We start from the raw sequence: 16480 nt of genomic DNA, 5'->3' as shown, positions 1-16480 counted from the left end.
CGCCGTACGGCGATCACAGGAACGACAACATGGGCGTTACGGTACACAAACCCAAGACAAGACGCAACGTCTCGTCTAGAAATTCTTCAGGAGATCTCGGCGGTCGCCGCCGTCTGAATGGCGGTCACCCGGTTGAGGAAGTCGAGGATGAGCTCCAACTGCTCGTCGGTGTAGCCCTCGTAGAGCTCGGCCAGCCCGTTCACCAGCGTCGCGAACAGGTCCTCGCCGCCGTGGAGCATCTCGGGGTTGATCTCGACCATGACCCGCCGGCGGTCCCGCGCGTCCCGCACCCGGCGCACGTACCACTTGGCCTCCAGCCGGTCGATCAGCCCGGTCACCGAAGCCGGGGCGAGCCCGGTGTGCTGCACGATCTCGCCCGCGCTCAGCGGGCCACGCCGCTGCAGCAGGTCGAGGGTCTTCTCCTCGCTCGGCCCCAGCCCCATGCGCGCGGCGACCGCGCTATGGAACATCACGGCCGCCTGGCTGTTCTCCCGCCCGGCCACGGTGAGGTCGTCGAGCAATTTCTTTCGGTGCTCCGAAATATATCTGGACACGCCGTCTCCCGTCTGCCTAATATTTCGTTCAAGCGAACGAAAGGATATCACCATGAAGGTTTTGATCATCGGGTGCGGCATCGGCGGCCCGCTCACCGCGATGGCACTCCAGCGCGTCGGCCTCGACGCCGAGATCTACGAGGCCTACGGCGACAGCGCCGTGGGCGTCGGCTCCTTCCTCAACGTCGCCTCCAACGGGCTCGACGCATTGCGCGTGCTCGACGCCCACAAAGCGGTCATGGCTGCAGGTATCCCCACTCCGCAGATGGTCATGTGGAACGGCAACGGCAAACGCCTGGGCGAGGTGCCCAACGGGATGGCTCTGGACGACGGCACGGTGAGCCACACCATCCAGCGGTCCGACCTCTACCGTGTGGTCCGCGACACCGCCCTGGCGCGAGAGATCCCGATCACCTTCGGCAAGCGCCTGGTCTCCTTCGACGACACCGGCACCGGCGTGACCGCCCACTTCGAGGACGGCACCAGCGCCCGGGGCGACGTGCTGGTCGCCGCCGACGGTGTGCACTCCCGCACCCGCCAGGTCCTCGACCCCGGCGCCCCGGCGCCGCGCTACAGCGGCCTGTACAGCCTGGGCGGCCTGGTCAAGGACGGCGGCCTGCCCGGCGAGGTCGGGGTCTATCACATGATCTTCGGCAAGCGGGCGTTCTTCGGCTACACGGTCGCGCAGTCCGGCGACACCTGGTGGTTCGCCAACCTGCCCCGCGCCCTCGGCGACGTCCCGGCCCCGGCCAAGTCGGTCGAGGCGTGGCGGCCCCTGCTGGTCGAGGCGTTCGCCGACGACTTCATCGCCGCCTCCGACCTGCTCACCCGCACCAGGATCGACCCCGCCGTGCCGATCTACGACCTGCCGCCGCTGCCGCTGTGGCACCGGGGCCGGGTCATCCTCACCGGCGACGCCGCCCACGCCACCTCACCCAGTGCCGGGCAGGGCGCCTCGATGGCCGCCGAGGACGCGATCGTCCTGGCCCGCTGCCTGAGCACCGAGCGGGACCCGGGCTGGGCCTTCACCGCCTTCGAGCGGGCACGGCGCGAGCGGGTCGAGCGGGTGGTGGCGTACTCGCGGCAGATCAGCAACAACAAGGCGGCCGGGCCGGTGGGGCGGGTGCTGCGGGACCTGATGATGCCGTTCTTCCTCAAGCGCACGGCCAGCCAGACCAACCTGACCTGGCTCTTCCACCACCACGTCGACCTCGTCTGACCCTTCCTGCGAAGACCTGTTCTGGGGAAAGCCCGTCAGAGCAGTGCCAGGGCCGCCGCCACCGTCTCCGGACTCGCCGGGAGCAGCGGCAGCCGCACCCCCGCCGTCGGGATGAGTCCCTGGGCGGCGAGCACCCCCTTGATCACCGTCGGGTTGGGCTCGGCGAAGAGCGCCGCCGACAGCCTGGCCAGCCGCCCGCCGATCGCCCGGGCGCGCACCACGTCCCCCGCCGCCCAAGCCCCGGCCAGTTCCACGAACTCCCCGGTCGCCAGGTGCGCCGAGGCCAGGATGCCCCCGGCCGCGCCCAGCGCCAGCAGCGGCGAGGCCACCGCGTCGTCACCGGCGAGCACCGCGAAGTCCGGCGGCAGGTCACCGAGCAGGTCCATCGTCTCGCCGTCCACGCCGCCCCCGGCGTACTTGACCCCGGCGATCATCGGCAACGCGCCGAGCCGCCGCAACGCCCGCCCGCTCAGCGCCTGCCCGGTGCGGTACGGGATGTGGTAGATCACGATCGGCACCGGCGACTCCGCCGCCAGCGCCTCGAAGTGCGCGATCACCCCCCGCTCACCCGGCCGGACGAACGACGGCACGGTCACCAGCGCGGCGGCTCCGGCGGGCAGGTCGCGCAGCGCTACGGCGGTCGCGCGGGTGTCCGGGCCGCCCGCGCCGACGATCAACCGCACTCCGCGCTCGCGGGTCACCCGCGCGCACACCTCGATCACCGCGGCGCGCTCGGCGGCCGTCAGGGTCGCCGCCTCGCCGGTGGTGCCCAGCGCGACCAGCCCGGCCGCGCCCTGGTCGAGCACGTGGTGGCCCAGCTTCTCCACCGCGTCCAGCGCCACCTCGCCCTCGGCGGTGAAGGGCGTGATCAGCGGCACGAAGATTCCGTTCAGCATGGAACGAGCCTGACCCCGGAGCATCGTGCAGGTCCAGTTCAGGTTTCTACCGTCGAGCGTAAGCTGACCTGATGCTGGACCCTCGTAAGCTGCGCCTGCTGCGCGAACTCGCCCACCGCGGGACGATCGCCGCGGTGGCCGAGGCGCTCACCTTCACCCCCTCGGCCGTCTCCCAGCAGCTCGCCGCGCTGGAGCGCGAGGCCGGGGTGCCGTTGCTGGAACGCACCGGGCGCACGGTGACGCTCACCCCGGCCGGGCGACTGCTGGTCGAGCACGCGCAGGCCGTGCTGGAGGAGCTCGACCGGGCCTCGGCGGCGCTCGCGGCCACCCGGGAGGGACCCACCGGGCCGCTCCGGATCGGCGCCTTCCCGACCGTCACCCGCACGCTGGTCCCGGCGGCGCTCGCCGAGCTGCCGCCGGGGCTCGAACCGATGGTCACCGAGATCGACCCCGCCGACGTCTCGGCGGCGTTGCGAGCGGGTGAGCTCGACGTGGCGTTGATCCACGAGTACGACTTCGTGCCCTCGGTGGTGGATGCCGGGGTCGAGTGCGCGCCCCTGTTCAGCGAGCCGATCTACCTGACCACCCGCGCCGCCCGGACCGCCCCCGCTGATCCGGCCGCCGCCGGTTCGCTCGCCGACGTGCGGGACGAGCCGTGGATCCTCAGCAAGCCCGGCACGCTCTGCCACACGATGGCCGTGCGCGCCTGCCACGCCGCCGGTTTCGAGCCCCGGGTGCGCCACTACATCGACGACTTCGACACCGTGCTCACCTTCGCCGCCGCCGGTCAGGGCGTCGCCCTGGTGCCGCGCCTGGCGGCGCCGGCCCCGCCCGCCGGGGTACGGCTGACGCCGCTGCCGATCAGCCGCCGCACCCTGATCGCCTTCCGGCGCGGGTACGGCGGGCATCCCGCGATCAGCGCCTTTCAGCGCGCCATGGCGGCCAGGATCGCCTCGACGACCTTCCCGCTCGGCGCGCCCTGCTCCTCGATCGGCAGGTTGTAGAGCCCGGCCGTGACCGCGACGACCAGGTCGAGGCTCGGCACGACGTAGAGCCGCTGCCCGCCGTTGCCGAACCCGCCCATCCACGGCTGCGGCGTCGGCCCGAGGTACCACTGGTGCGCGTACCAGAACTCGTCGGCGATCTTGAAGTGCGGCTCCATCGTGATGCCCTGGTCGAGCACGTACTGCCCGATCTTGGCCAGGTCGCGGGGCGTGAGCCGCAACCCCGAGGCCGCCCGCACCACCCCGTCGGCCCCGGCCGACCACTCGAACCGGTCGATGCCGAGCGGCTCGAACAGCACCTTCCTGGCGTAGTCGTCCAGCCGCAGGCCGGTGCCCTTCTCGATCAGCCGCGCCACCAGGGCGCTCGCGCCGCTGGAGTAGGTCCAGGTACGGCCCGGCGGCTCGACCTGCGGCTGCTCCAGGATGAAGCGGAAGCGGTCGGGCGCGAACTCCATCGCGATCTCGCTGTTGGCCGTGCTCGTGTACGGGGCGCTCTCGTCCCAGAGCAAGCCCATCGTCATGGTCAGGGCGTGCTCGACGGTCAGCTCGGTCCGGCCGGCGAGCTCGGGGTACTCGGGGAACTGCGCCATCAGCGGCTCTTCGGGGGCGGCGACCTGGCCGTCGCCCAGCGCCTTGCCGTACAGCAGGCCGACCACGCTCTTGGTCACCGAGCGGATGTCGTGCAGCGTCTCCGGCCCGAAGGTCACGTGGCCGAGCGCCTGGTCGAGGTGGAAGTCCTCGCCCTCGCCGTACCGCTCGTGGATGATCTCGCCGCCACGCCGTACGACCAGGCCGTGGAGGGCCGGGTGCCAGGCGTCGCTTGTCCAGTCGTGAGTCATACGTCCCTGTCTAAAGCCTCACACGGTGTCAGCCACAAGCCCTTGACTGTGGTTGACCCATGCCAGTTGAGATTTGTTGGAACAAATGGCAAGAAAGCCCTGGAAATGCCCGGCAAAGTGCGCATACTGAAGGAACCCCGGTTCAGGAGCGCATCATGCGGAAGACGCCCCCTCGCATGACATCCCCAGCGGAACTCCTCGACACGAGCGAGTTCCTGCCTCTCGTCGCAGTGGACTTCACTGGCATCTACGCGGTGCACCTCGCCGCGAAGGACGAGCGGCTCAAGATGACGCGGCTGGCCATGAGCCTGCTGTCGGTGCCGTTCGCCGCGGCCATCGCCCTGGCGAGCACCAAGGTCATCGACCCGGCCAGCCTCACCTCCTGGCACGAGGTGCCGTGGTACCTCTTCGCCCTGGTCGCCGCGTTCGGCCTGCTCGGCGTGCTGCCCTTCCTGCGCATGATCGAAGCGGTCAACGCCCACGCCAGGACCGCCCGGGCGATCAACAACTTCCGGCTGCTGTACACCACGCGGCTGCGGGACCAGCTCGACTGGGTGCCCAACCTGCCGCTCGACCCGCGCTTCCCCGAGACCTACGCCCCGCTGACCTGGCCCGGCATCAACGTGATGATGCTCGCCCTGGTCAACTCCACCTACCTCACCGTCGGCGTCACCGGCCTCAGCGGCCAGGCGCCCCACCTGCTCCTGCTGCTGACCGGCATCCTCATGGTCGCGCTGGTGCACTACTCGGTCTACTACGTGCGCTGCAACGTCACCCGGCGCCGGCGCCTTCCCCACGATCCCTACCTGGAGAACTGAATGCACGGCCCCGTCGAATGGGCGTCTTGTGGGGAGGCGTGGTTGTGGCTCATGCGGCATGTCCGGGCGTACGGCACGCCCGCCGACGACGACCGCGGGCCCATCCTCGAAGCGCCCGCCGTCCTGTTCACCATCAAGCAGATCAGCCACGACGACCCGCTCCTCGCCCGGCACGGCGACCCGGCCAAGGCCGCCCTGTACGCGCGCAAGTTCACCGAGGAGCAGGTCGTGGCGCCCTTCAAGTACAGCTACGGCGAACGCATCAACGGGCAGCTCACCTGGGCCGCCGACGTGCTGCGACGCAAGCCGTACAGCAAGAGCGCCTGGATCTCGCTGACCCGGCCGGCCGAGCCGCCCAACGAGGTGCCCTGCCTGGCCGGGGTCGCCTTCCGGATCCGGCAGGACCGCCTCGTCCTCACCGCCGCGTTCCGCTCGCAGAACGCCTACACGAGCTACCTGAATTATGTGCCGCTCTCAGACGTCCAGGCCGGGATGGCGCGGAATCTCGGCCTGGGCTGCGGCCCCATGCACGTCTTCGTCGCGGTGCCGCACCTGTACCTGAGCGACCTGACGGAGGTCTCCGCCCTCACCGGCTGACCCGGCCCCGCCGCTCAGGCGGGGCTGGAGGCCGGTGCGGTGGACAGCGGCGCGGCGATCTCCTCCAGGCCGCGCCGCTCGGCCTTCACCCCCAGGAGCAACTCCACGATGCCCGCCGCGATCATCACACCGGCTCCGATGGCGAACGCCAGCGCCGTCTTGCTCGGGTCCGCGGTCTCCACCAGCGAGGCGAAGATCAGCGGCCCGGCGATGCCGCCCGCCGCGGTGCCGATGGCGTAGAAGAAGGCGATGGCCATGGCCCGCGTCTCCATCGGGAAGATCTCGCTCACCGTCAGGTAGGCCGCCGACGCCCCGGCCGAGGCGAAGAACAACACCACGCACCAGCACGCGGTCAGCGTGACCGCGGTCAGCACGCCCTGGTTGAACAACCACGCCGTGCCGAGCAGCAACAGCCCCGACCCGATGTAGGTCGCCGAGATCATCGGGATCCGTCCCACGGTGTCGAACAGCGGCCCGAGCAGCAACGGCCCGAGGAAGTTGCCGACGCAGATGACCGCGAAGTAGTAGCCGGTGTTCGTGTCGATCCCGAAGAAGGTGGACAGGATCTGCGCGTAGCCGAAGGTGATCGCGTTGTAGAGGAAGGCCTGCCCCAGGAAGAGCGACAACCCGAGGACCGTGCGCTTCGGATAGAGCGCAACCAGCGTGTGCGCGATCCGCACGAAGCCGATCGACTTGCGGGTGTGGATCGTCATCGAGGTCTCCGGCTCCGGCAGCCGCGCGCCCGTCTCGCGCTCGACCTCCTCCTCGATGTCGCGGACGATCGCCTCGCCCTCCTCGCCCCGGCCGTGGATGAACAACCACCTCGGGCTCTCCGGCACGTTCTTGCGCACCAGCAGGATGCCCACGCCCAGCACCACGCCCAGCCCGAAGGCGATCCGCCAGCCGACGTTCACCGCGAAGTTGTTCAGCAACGGCACGGTCAGCAGGGCTCCGATGCCCGCGCCCAGCCAGAAGCTGCCGTTGATGATGATGTCGATCCGCCCCCGGTGCCGGCTGGGGATCAGCTCGTCGATCGCCGAGTTGATCGCCGCGTACTCCCCGCCGATCCCGAACCCGGTCAGGAACCGGAACAGGAAGAACCACCAGGCGCTGAAGGAGAAGGCCGTGGCCGCCGTGGCCACCAGGTAGACCAGCAACGTGATGATGAACAGCCGCTTGCGCCCGAACTTGTCGGTCAGCCAGCCGAAGAACAACGCCCCCGTGCAGGCGCCGGCCACGTAGAGGGCCGCGGCGAGCCCGGCTACCTGGGCTTGGGTGATTTCCAGACCGCTGCCCGGCTTGGCGAGCTGGGCGGAGAGATTCCCGACGATGGTCACTTCGAGACCGTCGAGGATCCAGACCGTGCCGAGACCGATAACGATCATCCAGTGCCATCGAGACCATGGAAGCCGGTCAAGGCGAGCGGGGACCTTGGTGGTGACTGTGCCCGTCATACCGGTGACGCGATACCCAGAAGCCCCCGACAAATGCCGTCCGATCCCCGCAAGAGGGACTCAACCGCTCTGCAATCCGCGCCCACTAGATTGCCTGGGATGAAAGCCCGGATCACCCACACCGCCGTCCACCTCCCGAAGGACACGCTGGCCAGCGACGAGGTCGAGCGCAGGATCGAGGGGTTCCGGCCGCCGCGAGGGATCGTGGAGCGGATGACCGGCATCAGGCGGCGCCACGTCGCGGCCCCGCACGAGCAGGCCTCTGACCTGGCCGCAGCCGCCGCCACCAACCTCGGGACCGATCTGAGCGACGTGGATCTGCTGATCTTCGCCTCGGCCTCCCAGGACATGGTGGAACCGGCCACCGCGCACATCGTCGCCGCCAAGCTGGGTCTGAGCTGCCCGGTGTTCGACGTCAAGAACGCCTGCAACAGCCTGCTCAACGGCGTCCAGGTGGCCGAGGCGCTGATCCTCACCGGGGCCCATCGGCGGGTGCTGGTGGTCACCGGCGAGGTCCCGTCGCGGGCGATCCGGTGGCAGGTGCGAGACCGGGCACAGTTCGTGGACTCCTTCGCCGGCTACACGCTCTCCGACTCGGGGGCGGCGGTACTGCTGGCGGCCGACCCGCAGCGCGGGATCTTCTACCGCGACTTCTCGGCCGACTCCACCGCGTGGGCGATCGGCACGCTGCCCGGCGGAGGCACCGCCCATCCCCGCGACCCCGAGTACAGCTACTTCCGCGGCGACGGGCGGCGGCTGAAGGAGGCCTTCGAGCTGGTCGGGCCGACGCTGTTCCTCAACGCGCTCAAGCAGACCGACCTGACCTGGGACGACTTCGCGATGGTGGCCGTGCACCAGGTGGCTCTGCCGTACCTGCACTTCCTGGCCAGGTCGCTGGAGATCCCGGAGGAGAAGCTGGTGCTGAGCCTGCCCGAGCACGGCAACTGCGCGTCGGCTACCCTGCCGCTGCAGCTGTCCATGGGCGGCTGGCGGCCGGGCGATCGGGTGGCCATGCTCGGCCTCGGCGGAGGGATCAGCCTGGGCGTCATGTTCGCCGAGATGTGAACCCCCACCGACCACCCCGCACCCCGAGATCAGGAACGTGAACCACGAGACCCGGCTCCACCTCGCCGCCCATCCCGTCGCCTACCCGCTGCTGCGGCTGCTGGCGAGGATGGGCCCGGTGGTGCGGGTCCCGGGCCTGGGCGTGGTGGTGAACGACGCGGCCGTCGCCCGGACCGTGCTGATGGACGCCGACTTCCGCAAGGACGGCCCGGGCTCGCCGGGCGACCTGTGGACGCCGGTGCTGGGACCGTCGGTGTTGCTCAACATGGAGGGCGAACCGCACGCGGCGCTGCGCGCGAAGCTGGCGCCGCTGTTCACCCCCGCGTCGGTGCGCTCGCTGGTGGCCGACGTGCTGGCCGGGCCGCTGGCCGAGCTGGACGCCCGGCTGGGCCGGGGCGAGCGGGTCGATCTGGTGGACACGATGCGGCTGATGGCCGGCGCGGTGATCTGCCGCGCGGTGGGCCTCGGCGAGGTCTCGGAGGCCAAGGCCCGCGAGCTGTTCGCCGACGGCGAGCGGGTCGTGTCGATGGTGTCGTTGCGCACCCGTGGCCTTTCCGAGCGCCAGGTCGGCCTCGCCAAGCAGGTGCTGGACAAGATCGGGGACATCGCCGCCACCGCCTACCACGCGGGCGACCCGGCGACGGTGATGGGCCGGATGCGGGAGCTGGGCCTGTCGGAGGCCGAGGCGCGCGGCGCGGCCGGGGCCTTCTTCCTGACCGGCACCGAGACGGTGGCCACCTTCGTCCCCCGGCTGATCGCGCTGCTGCACGACCACGACGCCCTGGATGCCGGGCTCGACCTGGACCGGGCGATCGAGGAGGCGATGCGGATCACGACACCGACCCCCGTGATGTTGCGCTCGGTGGCCCGGCCGACCGCCGTGGGCGGGGTGCCGGTCCGGCCGGGCGACCGCGTCGTGATCGCCACGCATTCGTGCGCCCGCGCCTACGGCGGCTTCGACCCCGGCCGGCCGCACCCGCCCGAGCTGCGGCGGCTGTGGTTCGGCGCCGGGCCGCACTTCTGCATCGGCTACCCGCTGGCGCTGGCCGAGATCCGGGCGGTGGCGGGCGTCGTGTTGCGGCACCGCGTGCGGATCGTGCGCCGGCGCGCGGCCCGGCGGGTGTTGCTGCCCACCTATGCATACCTGTGGATCGAGGCGAGCTGAGCCGTGCGGGTCGCCGTCACCGGGGCGTCGGGGTTCGTGGGCGGGGCGGTCGTCCGGGCCGCCGCGGCGCGGGGCTGGGAGGTCTTCGCCTTCGGCCGCCGCGCGCACGCCGAGACCGGCGGCGTGCCGTACCGATCCTGGGACCTGACCCGCGGGCCCCGGCCCGAGCTGCGGGTGGACGCGGTGGTGCACTGCGCCGGCAGCGTGACCGACTGGGGCGATGCGGCGGAGATCTGGCGGGCGAACGTGACCGGCACCCGGACCGTGCTGGAGACCTTTCCGGACGCGCGGCTGGTGCACGTGAGCACGGCCAGCGTCTACGACCCCATCCGGCCGACCGTGCGGGCGCGGGAGGAGGAGGCGCCGGTGGCGCGGTACGTCAACGCCTACGGCGCCTCGAAGGCGGCGGCGGAGCGGCTGGTCGCGGGCCGGGCGGTGATCCTGCGGCCGCACGCGGTCTACGGGCCCGGCGACACCACGCTGCTGCCCCGGGTGCTGGGCGCGGTCCGGGGCCGGTGGCTGCTCGCGGTCGGCGGGGGCGACCAACTCGTCAGCCTCACCGCGGTGGACAACCTCGTCCGGGCCTGCCTGCTGGCTGTGGACCACCCGGAACCGGCCGTCTACAACGTGACCGACGCCGAGCCGGTGCGGCTGGACGACGCGTTGCGGGCCCTCCTGCGCGAGCGCGAGATCGACGCCGTCCCGCGTTACCTGCCCGCCCGGCTGGCGCATGCGGTGGCCGTGGTGAGCGAGCGGCTGTCGGCCACGCCCCGGCTGACCCGTTACGCCGTCGGCCATCTCGCGGTGGAGCGCACCCTCGACATCTCCAGAGCCCGCGACCGCCTCGGCTACGCCCCCGCCCCCACCTCCTTCACCGGCGCAGCAACCTGGTGACCTGAACCGGCTTACGAGCCTGGGCACCAGCAAGGAGGCTCAGCTCGGTTTGCGGGCCTCCACCAGCAAGGTGGCTCAGCTCGGTTTGCGGGCCTCCACCAGCCAGGTCGCGAACCACGGCCCGCCGTACCAGGCGCGCCAGCCGAGGTTGCGCCGCCGCACGTCGGCACCGCCGAGCCCGCGCAGGACCTCCTCGTCCGCCTCGCTCCCCCGGACCTCGGCGAGCAGCACCCGCCCGCCCGGCCGCACGACCCGGAAGGCCTCCGCGACCGCCCGCGCCCGCCCTTCGGCATCCCGGAGATCCCGCAGAGCCAGGCTGGAGATGACCACCTCGAACGAGCCGTCCGCGAAGGGCAGGTCCCGCAGATCCCCGACAGCCGCCCCGGACGCGGACCCAGCCCGCACCAGCAAGGACCTCCGGCCCAGCTCCAGCACGCTCTCCCCACCGCCCGGCCCCAGCAGCTCCGCCCAGACCCTGGCCCTGCCCCACCCCATCGTGTAGCCGTAGCTCGCCGCGCTCAGCGCCGTGTACAGCGCACCGGCCAGGAAGGCCACCCCTGCAGGCGCGGCCCCGGTCGAGAACCCGGCGACCGCCAGCGCGACCAGGACGAACGTCCCCAGGACCAGTCCCAGGAACGGACCGGGGGCGTCGAATCCACGGCTCCTGCGCATCTCCGCGTTATATCGCAATCAGCCCTTGCCCGTGAATTGACAAGACCCGATCTGCACGTTGGCGCTTCCATCCAGGTGCCGTTACTAGCCTGTGAGAGATCTGCTGGTAACGGGGGTTGAACAGGCATGACAGGCGGAGAGCGCGGTTTCGGGCTCGGTAGGTGCGTCGCGCTGACGCTCGGTTCGGCGCTGGTCTGGGGGACCGCCCACCTGGCCACCGGGCACAAGCGCACGGGCATGGTCCTGCTGACCGCCTGGGCGCTCCTGGCCGCGCTCGTGGCCACGCTCGTGCTGGTCGGCGGCCCCGGCTTGCTCTCGCTGGCGGTCCAGCCGGGCTGGCTGACCGCCTTCGCCGTCGCGCTCGCCACCGTCGCCGCGGTGTGGACGATCGTCATCGTCTGGTCCTACGTCCTGGTCCGGCCGGCCAACCCCACCCCCGGGGCCCGCGTGGGCAGCATCGGCCTGGCCGCCGCGCTGTGCGCCCTGATCATCGCGCCCAGCGCCTACGCCACCCGTCTGGCCTACCTCTCACACGACGTCGTGACCAGCGTGTTCTCCCCCACCAGCACCCCGGTGATCGCCCAGGACCCGTGGAACGGCGCCAAGCGGGTGAACATCCTGCTGATCGGCGCCGACGCCGCGCCCAACCGCCCGGGCGTGCGCACCGACAGCATGACCGTCGCCAGCATCGACACCGCCACCGGCGCGACCACGCTCTTCGGCCTGCCGCGCAACCTGCAGAACGTGCAGTTCCCGCCCGGCCCGGCCCGCCAGCGCTTCCCCTACGGCTTCACCGGCGAGCCGCCCTACACGCCCGGCCTGCTCAACGAGGTCTTCCAGTACGCCGAGGACTACCCCGAGATGGTCCCGGGCGTGCACAGGGGCCAGCGCGGCCCGGCCCTGCTCAAGCGCACCGTCGGCAGCATCCTGGGCCTGCCGGTGCCGTACTACGCGATGGTCGACATGGCGGGCTTCGCGCAGATCATCGACGCCATGGGCGGCGTGAAGGTGACCATCAGGGAGCCGATCACCTACGGCAAGTACAGCGAGGGCTACCTGCCCGCCGGCACTCGCAAGCTCTCCGGCCAGGAGGCCCTCTGGTACGGCAGGAGCCGCACCAACAGCGACGACTACGTGCGGATGGGCCGGCAGAAGTGCCTGCTGAACGCGGTGGCCAAGCAGGCCGACCCGATCACCGTGCTGAACAGCTTCGAGAAGCTCGCCACCGCCACTAAGCGGGCGATCTCCACCGACCTGCCGCAGAGCCTGCTGCCCGCGCTGATCGACCTCGCGGCGAAGGTGAAGGGCACGCAGATCAAGAGCCTGCAGTTCGTGCCCCCGCTGATCAGCACGGTCTACCCGGACTGGGACCTGATCCAGCAGAAGGTGGACGCCGCCATCGCCGACCGCCCGGCGCACCGCTCGGCGACCGCCAAGGCGGCTCCCGCGCCCGGCGCCCGGCCTTCGGCGCCCTCGCACCCCGACCGCCCGGTCTCCCTCGACGAGGCCTGCGGCTAGCGCCGGACGAGCACGGTGGTGCCGACCGGCAGGCGGGGGAAGAGCCGGTCGGCGATGTGCAGCGGCATGCGGACGCACCCGTGCGAGGCGGCCCGCTTCGGCACCTCGACCGAGCCGTGCAGGGCGATCCCGCCGTTGAAGTAGACCGGCTTGTACATGGCGCCGAGCGGGCCGTCCTCCCAGCCGTGCACCCGGCGCTGGACCTGGAACTCGCCGACCGGCGTGACCGCGTAGCCGCAGTGGCCCTTCAGGCAGTAGTGCCGGTTCGCCCCGGTCGAGACGTGCGCGATCAGCCGCAGCTTGCCGCGTTCGTAGTGGAACAGCAGTTGGTCGCCGAGGTCGACGACCACTCCGTCCCGCACCGGCCGGCGGATCTTGCGGGGCCGCTTCAGCGCCCGCTCCGTGGCGGGGGTGACCCGCGAGACCGGCTTCAGCCCGTTGAGCTTCTGCAGGGCCCAGAGCGCGGTGGCGGTCTCCTCGGTGAACACCCCGTCCACCACGCCGGGATCGAAGCGCAGCTTGGCCAGCCGCTCTTCCACTTCCAGAATCTGCTGGTCAAGCATGGTTTCGAGTCAAGCACCCCGCGCTTCGGGCCAGGCCGGACTTGACCTTCTCCATAATTCCGACTTGACGAGAGGGGAATCTGGCTCTTTGATGTGCACATAGCCGACTGATTAAGTAGGAATTAGGGAGAACCCATGAAGATCCGCGCGGTGGTCGCCGCCCTCTCGCTCACCCTCCTGGCGGCCGCCTGCGGAAGCGGCGCGGAGACCGGCGCGGGCGGCGCCGCCAAGGAGGTGCGGCTCGGCTACTTCCCTAACATCACCCACTCCACCGCCCTGGTCGGCGTCGAGAAGGGCTTCTACGCCAAGCACCTGGGCGTCCCGGTCAAGACCAGCACCTTCAACGCCGGACCCGCCGCCATCGAGGCGATCTTCTCCGGCGCCATCGACGCCACCTACATCGGCCCCAACCCCGCCATCAACGCCTGGGCCAAGTCCAAGGGCGAGGCGATCAGGATCGTCGCCGGCTCCGCCTCCGGCGGCGTCTACCTGGTCACCAAGCCCGAGATCAACGGCGTCGCCGACCTCAAGGGCAAGAAGATCGCCACCCCGCAGCTCGGCAACACCCAGGACGTCGCCCTGCGCTACTGGCTCAAGCAGAACGGCCTGAACACCGACACCAAGGGCGGCGGCGACGTGCACATCGTCCCGCAGGAGAACTCCCAGACCCTGCAGACCTTCGCCACCGGCGACATCGACGGCGCGTGGGTCCCCGAGCCCTTCGCCAGCCGCCTGGTCCTGGAGAGCAAGGGCAAGATCCTGCTCGACGAGCGCGAGCTCTGGCCGGACAAGCAGTTCGTGATCACGCACCTGATCGTCCGCCAGGCCTGGGCCGAGCAGAACCCCGACCTGCTCAAGAAGCTGATCCAGGCGCACGTCGAGTCGACCACGTTCATCAACGCCGACCCCAAGGCCGCCGCCCAGACCGTCAACGCCGCCATCGAGAAGCTCACCCAGAAGCCGCTCAAGCCCGAGGTCCTGGACAGCGCGTTCAAGAACATCACCTTCACCAACGACCCCATCGCCTCGTCGCTGACCGGCAGCGCCGAGCACGCCGTCCAGGTCGGGCTGCTGGAGCCGGTGGACCTGACCGGCATCTACGACCTGAAGCTCCTCAACGAGATCCTGACCGCCCAGGGCCAGCAGTCGATCGCCGACAAGTAGGAGGCCACCCCACATGACCGCTCCGCTCACGGAGCAGGCCACCAGCCGGACCGACGGCCACGCGGTCCGGCTGGACGCCGTCTCCAAGATCTACGGCCACGGCGCGCGCAGCCTGCTGGCCCTCGACCACGTCTCCCTGTCCGTACGGCCCGGCGAGTTCGTCTGCCTGCTGGGCGCCTCCGGCTGCGGCAAGAGCACGCTGCTCAACCTGGTCGCCGGGCTCGACCAGGTCAGCAGCGGCGAGATCGCCACCTCCGGCTCCCGCATCGCCATGATGTTCCAGGAGCCGGCCCTCTTCCCCTGGCTGACCGTCCAGGCCAACGTCGAGATGGCCATGCGCGCCGACGACATCGCCAAGCCGGTACGGCAGGCCAGAGCCGAGGAGCTGCTCGACCTCGTGCACCTCGGCGGCTTCGGCGCCAAGCGCCCGCACGAGCTGTCCGGCGGCATGCGCCAGCGCGTCGCCCTGGCCCGGGCGCTCGCCCAGGACGCCGGGGTGCTGCTGATGGACGAGCCGTTCGGCGCGCTCGACGCCATGACCCGCGACCTGCTCCACGACGAGCTGGAGCGCATCTGGCGCGAGCGCGAGCTGGCCGTGCTGTTCGTCACGCACAACGTCCGTGAGGCCGTGCGGCTGGGCGACCGGGTCATCCTGCTCAGCAGCCGGCCCGGCCGGGTGGTCGAGGAGTTCCCCGTCGAGCTGGCCCGGCCCCGCCGTACCGACTCGGCGGAGGTCGCCACGCTCGCCGGGAAGATCACCGACCGGTTGCGCGAGGAGGTCTCCCGCCATGGCTCTTGACGTCAAGGACACCCCGTCGCAGGACCGCGACACCACCTCGCACGAGCGGCGCATCACCGGGCTCGACGCCCTCGAACTGGTCACCGAGCAACGGGCCGGGCTGGCCGGCCGGATCTGGGGACGCGCCTGGCCCATGCTGACCGCGGTGGCGCTCGTGCTGGCCGTCTGGCAGCTCGTGGTGCTGAGCGGGCGCTGGCCCGAGTACGTGCTGGCCGGTCCGGTCACCACCTTCCAGGAGCTGTGGCATCGGCTCGGCGAGCCCGAGTTCTACCAGGCGCTGGCCACCACGATGCGGCGCGCGGTCACCGGGTTCGCGCTCGCGGTGCTGATCGGCCTGGTCATCGGCGCCTCGGTGTCGCGGATCAAGATCCTGCGCGCGGCGTTCGGCTCGCTCATCACCGGCCTGCAGACCATGCCGTCGATCGCGTGGTTCCCCTTCGCGATCCTGCTGTTCGGGCTGACCGAGTCGGCCATCCAGTTCGTGGTCATCCTCGGCGCCGCGCCGTCGATCGCCAACGGCCTGATCGCGGGTGTGGACTACACGCCGCCGCTGCTGCTGCGCGCCGGGCACGTGCTCGGCTTCCGCCGGCTGCAGCTCTACCGGCACGTCATCCTGCCCGCGTCGCTGCCCAGCTTCCTGGCCGGGCTCAAGCAGGGCTGGGCCTTCGCCTGGCGTTCGCTGATGGCCGGCGAGCTGATGGTGATCATCGCCTACCAGGCCTCGCTCGGCGAGCAGCTCGCCATCGCGCGCGAGCTGTCCGACTCGCCGGGGCTGATCGGCACGATGATCGTCATCTTGGCGATCGGCATCTTCATCGACCTGCTCTTCGAGGCGGCCGACCTGTCGCTGCGCCGCCGCTGGGGCCTGCACCAGGAACGATGAGGCTCTCCGCGAGGACCCAGTACGCCCTGCGGGCGGTGAGCGAGCTGGCCGCCGCCCCGCCGGGTCCCGTCCCGGCCGAGCGGATCGCGCTGGCCCAGCACATCCCGCGCCGCTTCCTCGACAACATCCTGCTGCAACTGCGCCGGGCCGGGATCGTGCACAGCCTCCGGGGGCCGGACGGGGGCTACTGGCTGGCCCGCCCGGCCGCCGACATCACCCTGGCCGACGTGATCGACGTCGTGGAGGGCCGGCCGGAGTACCAGGCCGACTACCCCGGGGTGGCGCAGCCGCTGGCCGAGGTCTGGAACGCCCTGCGCGAGCACGAGGAGCGGCTGCTCACGGAGATCACCTTCGCCCAGATCGTCCGGCCCTGAGC

Annotated in this window: 18 protein-coding genes; 12 read left to right on the top strand and 6 right to left on the bottom strand. The window is 71.0% G+C overall.

The genetic code is table 11. The annotated features are described in order from the left end of the window. Positions 1–86 precede the first annotated feature (86 nt). Positions 87–554 (bottom strand): MarR family winged helix-turn-helix transcriptional regulator, encoded by a 468-nt coding sequence (locus ACIBG7_RS17045; protein ID WP_397336805.1) that lies wholly within the window; start codon positions 552–554, stop codon positions 87–89. A 52-nt stretch (positions 555–606) separates the two neighbouring features. Between ACIBG7_RS17045 and ACIBG7_RS17040 the strand changes: the two genes are divergently transcribed. Further along, positions 607–1773, top strand: a complete 1167-nt coding sequence (locus tag ACIBG7_RS17040; protein ID WP_397336804.1) for an FAD-dependent monooxygenase — start codon at positions 607–609, stop codon at positions 1771–1773. 35 nt (positions 1774–1808) lie between these two features. On the opposite strand, the gene ACIBG7_RS17035 is transcribed toward ACIBG7_RS17040, so the two are convergent. After that, positions 1809–2669, bottom strand: coding sequence for a 4-hydroxy-tetrahydrodipicolinate synthase family protein (locus tag ACIBG7_RS17035; RefSeq protein ID WP_397336803.1), 861 nt, complete (start codon positions 2667–2669; stop codon positions 1809–1811). A gap of 71 nt (positions 2670–2740) precedes the next feature. Here ACIBG7_RS17035 and ACIBG7_RS17030 point away from each other — a divergent pair, with 71 nt between their 5' ends. Beyond that, a complete protein-coding gene (locus ACIBG7_RS17030) occupies positions 2741–3673 on the top strand; it encodes a LysR family transcriptional regulator (RefSeq protein ID WP_397336802.1) in 933 nt (310 codons plus the stop codon). On the opposite strand, the gene ACIBG7_RS17025 is transcribed toward ACIBG7_RS17030, so the two are convergent. Further along, complete coding sequence (locus ACIBG7_RS17025) at positions 3595–4512, bottom strand: serine hydrolase domain-containing protein (RefSeq protein WP_397336801.1); 918 nt, start codon at positions 4510–4512, stop codon at positions 3595–3597. The two genes, ACIBG7_RS17030 and ACIBG7_RS17025, sit on opposite strands and share 79 nt — an antisense overlap. A 176-nt stretch (positions 4513–4688) precedes the next feature. Between ACIBG7_RS17025 and ACIBG7_RS17020 the strand changes: the two genes are divergently transcribed. Further along, entirely contained in the window at positions 4689–5330 is a 642-nt protein-coding gene (locus tag ACIBG7_RS17020; protein WP_357928614.1) for a hypothetical protein, read from the top strand. A 51-nt stretch (positions 5331–5381) separates the two neighbouring features. After that, positions 5382–5927, top strand: coding sequence for a hypothetical protein (locus ACIBG7_RS17015; protein WP_397336800.1), 546 nt, complete (start codon positions 5382–5384; stop codon positions 5925–5927). Between the two features lie 14 nt (positions 5928–5941). On the opposite strand, the gene ACIBG7_RS17010 is transcribed toward ACIBG7_RS17015, so the two are convergent. Next, positions 5942–7312, bottom strand: a complete 1371-nt coding sequence (locus ACIBG7_RS17010; RefSeq protein ID WP_357928608.1) for an MFS transporter — start codon at positions 7310–7312, stop codon at positions 5942–5944. Positions 7313–7480: 168 nt separating this feature from the next. Here ACIBG7_RS17010 and ACIBG7_RS17005 point away from each other — a divergent pair, with 168 nt between their 5' ends. From ACIBG7_RS17005 to ACIBG7_RS16995, 3 genes are read left to right on the top strand one after another with little or no spacing between them, the layout of a single operon-like run. Further along, positions 7481–8446, top strand: a complete 966-nt coding sequence (locus tag ACIBG7_RS17005; RefSeq protein WP_397336799.1) for a 3-oxoacyl-ACP synthase III family protein — start codon at positions 7481–7483, stop codon at positions 8444–8446. Between the two features lie 37 nt (positions 8447–8483). Further along, positions 8484–9611 carry a cytochrome P450 gene (locus ACIBG7_RS17000; protein WP_397336798.1) on the top strand — a complete coding sequence of 376 codons (1128 nt, stop codon included), beginning with the start codon at positions 8484–8486 and terminating at the stop codon, positions 9609–9611. Positions 9612–9614: 3 nt separating this feature from the next. Then, positions 9615–10505, top strand: coding sequence for an NAD-dependent epimerase/dehydratase family protein (locus tag ACIBG7_RS16995; RefSeq protein WP_397336797.1), 891 nt, complete (start codon positions 9615–9617; stop codon positions 10503–10505). 75 nt (positions 10506–10580) lie between these two features. On the opposite strand, the gene ACIBG7_RS16990 is transcribed toward ACIBG7_RS16995, so the two are convergent. Continuing rightward, on the bottom strand, positions 10581–11177 hold the full coding sequence (locus tag ACIBG7_RS16990) for a class I SAM-dependent methyltransferase (RefSeq protein ID WP_397336796.1): 597 nt from the start codon (positions 11175–11177) through the stop codon (positions 10581–10583). A gap of 126 nt (positions 11178–11303) precedes the next feature. Here ACIBG7_RS16990 and ACIBG7_RS16985 point away from each other — a divergent pair, with 126 nt between their 5' ends. Then, positions 11304–12695 (top strand): LCP family protein, encoded by a 1392-nt coding sequence (locus ACIBG7_RS16985; RefSeq protein ID WP_397336794.1) that lies wholly within the window; start codon positions 11304–11306, stop codon positions 12693–12695. Here the strand turns inward: ACIBG7_RS16985 and ACIBG7_RS16980 are convergent. After that, positions 12692–13258 carry a L,D-transpeptidase family protein gene (locus tag ACIBG7_RS16980; protein ID WP_397336793.1) on the bottom strand — a complete coding sequence of 189 codons (567 nt, stop codon included), beginning with the start codon at positions 13256–13258 and terminating at the stop codon, positions 12692–12694. The genes ACIBG7_RS16985 and ACIBG7_RS16980 overlap by 4 nt on opposite strands. A 135-nt stretch (positions 13259–13393) precedes the next feature. Here ACIBG7_RS16980 and ACIBG7_RS16975 point away from each other — a divergent pair, with 135 nt between their 5' ends. Genes ACIBG7_RS16975 through ACIBG7_RS16960 form a run of 4 tightly spaced genes read left to right on the top strand, consistent with a single transcriptional unit; the run spans position 13394 to position 16478 of the window. Continuing rightward, the gene (locus tag ACIBG7_RS16975; protein WP_357928587.1) at positions 13394–14422 is read left to right on the top strand and encodes an ABC transporter substrate-binding protein; all 1029 of its coding nucleotides are present in this window, start codon (positions 13394–13396) and stop codon (positions 14420–14422) included. Between the two features lie 13 nt (positions 14423–14435). Next, positions 14436–15221 (top strand): ABC transporter ATP-binding protein, encoded by a 786-nt coding sequence (locus ACIBG7_RS16970; protein ID WP_357928584.1) that lies wholly within the window; start codon positions 14436–14438, stop codon positions 15219–15221. Next, positions 15211–16104 (top strand): ABC transporter permease, encoded by an 894-nt coding sequence (locus ACIBG7_RS16965; protein ID WP_357928581.1) that lies wholly within the window; start codon positions 15211–15213, stop codon positions 16102–16104. Before ACIBG7_RS16970 ends, ACIBG7_RS16965 begins: the two co-directional genes overlap by 11 nt. Next, positions 16101–16478, top strand: a complete 378-nt coding sequence (locus ACIBG7_RS16960) for an Rrf2 family transcriptional regulator (protein ID WP_357928579.1) — start codon at positions 16101–16103, stop codon at positions 16476–16478. The genes ACIBG7_RS16965 and ACIBG7_RS16960 overlap by 4 nt, the downstream gene beginning before the upstream one ends. Positions 16479–16480: the final 2 nt, after the last annotated feature.

It is taken from the genome of Nonomuraea sp. NPDC050328 (assembly GCF_044459405.1).
Lineage (GTDB): Bacteria > Actinomycetota > Actinomycetes > Streptosporangiales > Streptosporangiaceae > Nonomuraea.
Note: the sequence above shows the minus strand (reverse complement) of the source record. Positions and strands in the feature narration are given on the sequence as shown.

What these genes read in the sequence shown, in the direction of transcription:
- ACIBG7_RS16980 (WP_397336793.1), bottom strand. Translation starts at nt 13,258, where the DNA reads ATGCTTGACCAGCAGATTCTGGAAGTGGAAGAGCGGCTGGCCAAGCTG.
- ACIBG7_RS17020 (WP_357928614.1), top strand. Translation starts at nt 4,689, where the DNA reads ATGACATCCCCAGCGGAACTCCTCGACACGAGCGAGTTCCTGCCTCTC.
- ACIBG7_RS16970 (WP_357928584.1), top strand. Translation starts at nt 14,436, where the DNA reads ATGACCGCTCCGCTCACGGAGCAGGCCACCAGCCGGACCGACGGCCAC.
- ACIBG7_RS17005 (WP_397336799.1), top strand. Translation starts at nt 7,481, where the DNA reads ATGAAAGCCCGGATCACCCACACCGCCGTCCACCTCCCGAAGGACACG.
- ACIBG7_RS16990 (WP_397336796.1), bottom strand. Translation starts at nt 11,177, where the DNA reads ATGCGCAGGAGCCGTGGATTCGACGCCCCCGGTCCGTTCCTGGGACTG.
- ACIBG7_RS17040 (WP_397336804.1), top strand. Translation starts at nt 607, where the DNA reads ATGAAGGTTTTGATCATCGGGTGCGGCATCGGCGGCCCGCTCACCGCG.
- ACIBG7_RS17035 (WP_397336803.1), bottom strand. Translation starts at nt 2,669, where the DNA reads ATGCTGAACGGAATCTTCGTGCCGCTGATCACGCCCTTCACCGCCGAG.
- ACIBG7_RS17010 (WP_357928608.1), bottom strand. Translation starts at nt 7,312, where the DNA reads ATGATCGTTATCGGTCTCGGCACGGTCTGGATCCTCGACGGTCTCGAA.
- ACIBG7_RS16965 (WP_357928581.1), top strand. Translation starts at nt 15,211, where the DNA reads ATGGCTCTTGACGTCAAGGACACCCCGTCGCAGGACCGCGACACCACC.
- ACIBG7_RS17030 (WP_397336802.1), top strand. Translation starts at nt 2,741, where the DNA reads ATGCTGGACCCTCGTAAGCTGCGCCTGCTGCGCGAACTCGCCCACCGC.
- ACIBG7_RS17015 (WP_397336800.1), top strand. Translation starts at nt 5,382, where the DNA reads ATGCGGCATGTCCGGGCGTACGGCACGCCCGCCGACGACGACCGCGGG.
- ACIBG7_RS16985 (WP_397336794.1), top strand. Translation starts at nt 11,304, where the DNA reads ATGACAGGCGGAGAGCGCGGTTTCGGGCTCGGTAGGTGCGTCGCGCTG.
- ACIBG7_RS16975 (WP_357928587.1), top strand. Translation starts at nt 13,394, where the DNA reads ATGAAGATCCGCGCGGTGGTCGCCGCCCTCTCGCTCACCCTCCTGGCG.
- ACIBG7_RS16960 (WP_357928579.1), top strand. Translation starts at nt 16,101, where the DNA reads ATGAGGCTCTCCGCGAGGACCCAGTACGCCCTGCGGGCGGTGAGCGAG.
- ACIBG7_RS17025 (WP_397336801.1), bottom strand. Translation starts at nt 4,512, where the DNA reads ATGACTCACGACTGGACAAGCGACGCCTGGCACCCGGCCCTCCACGGC.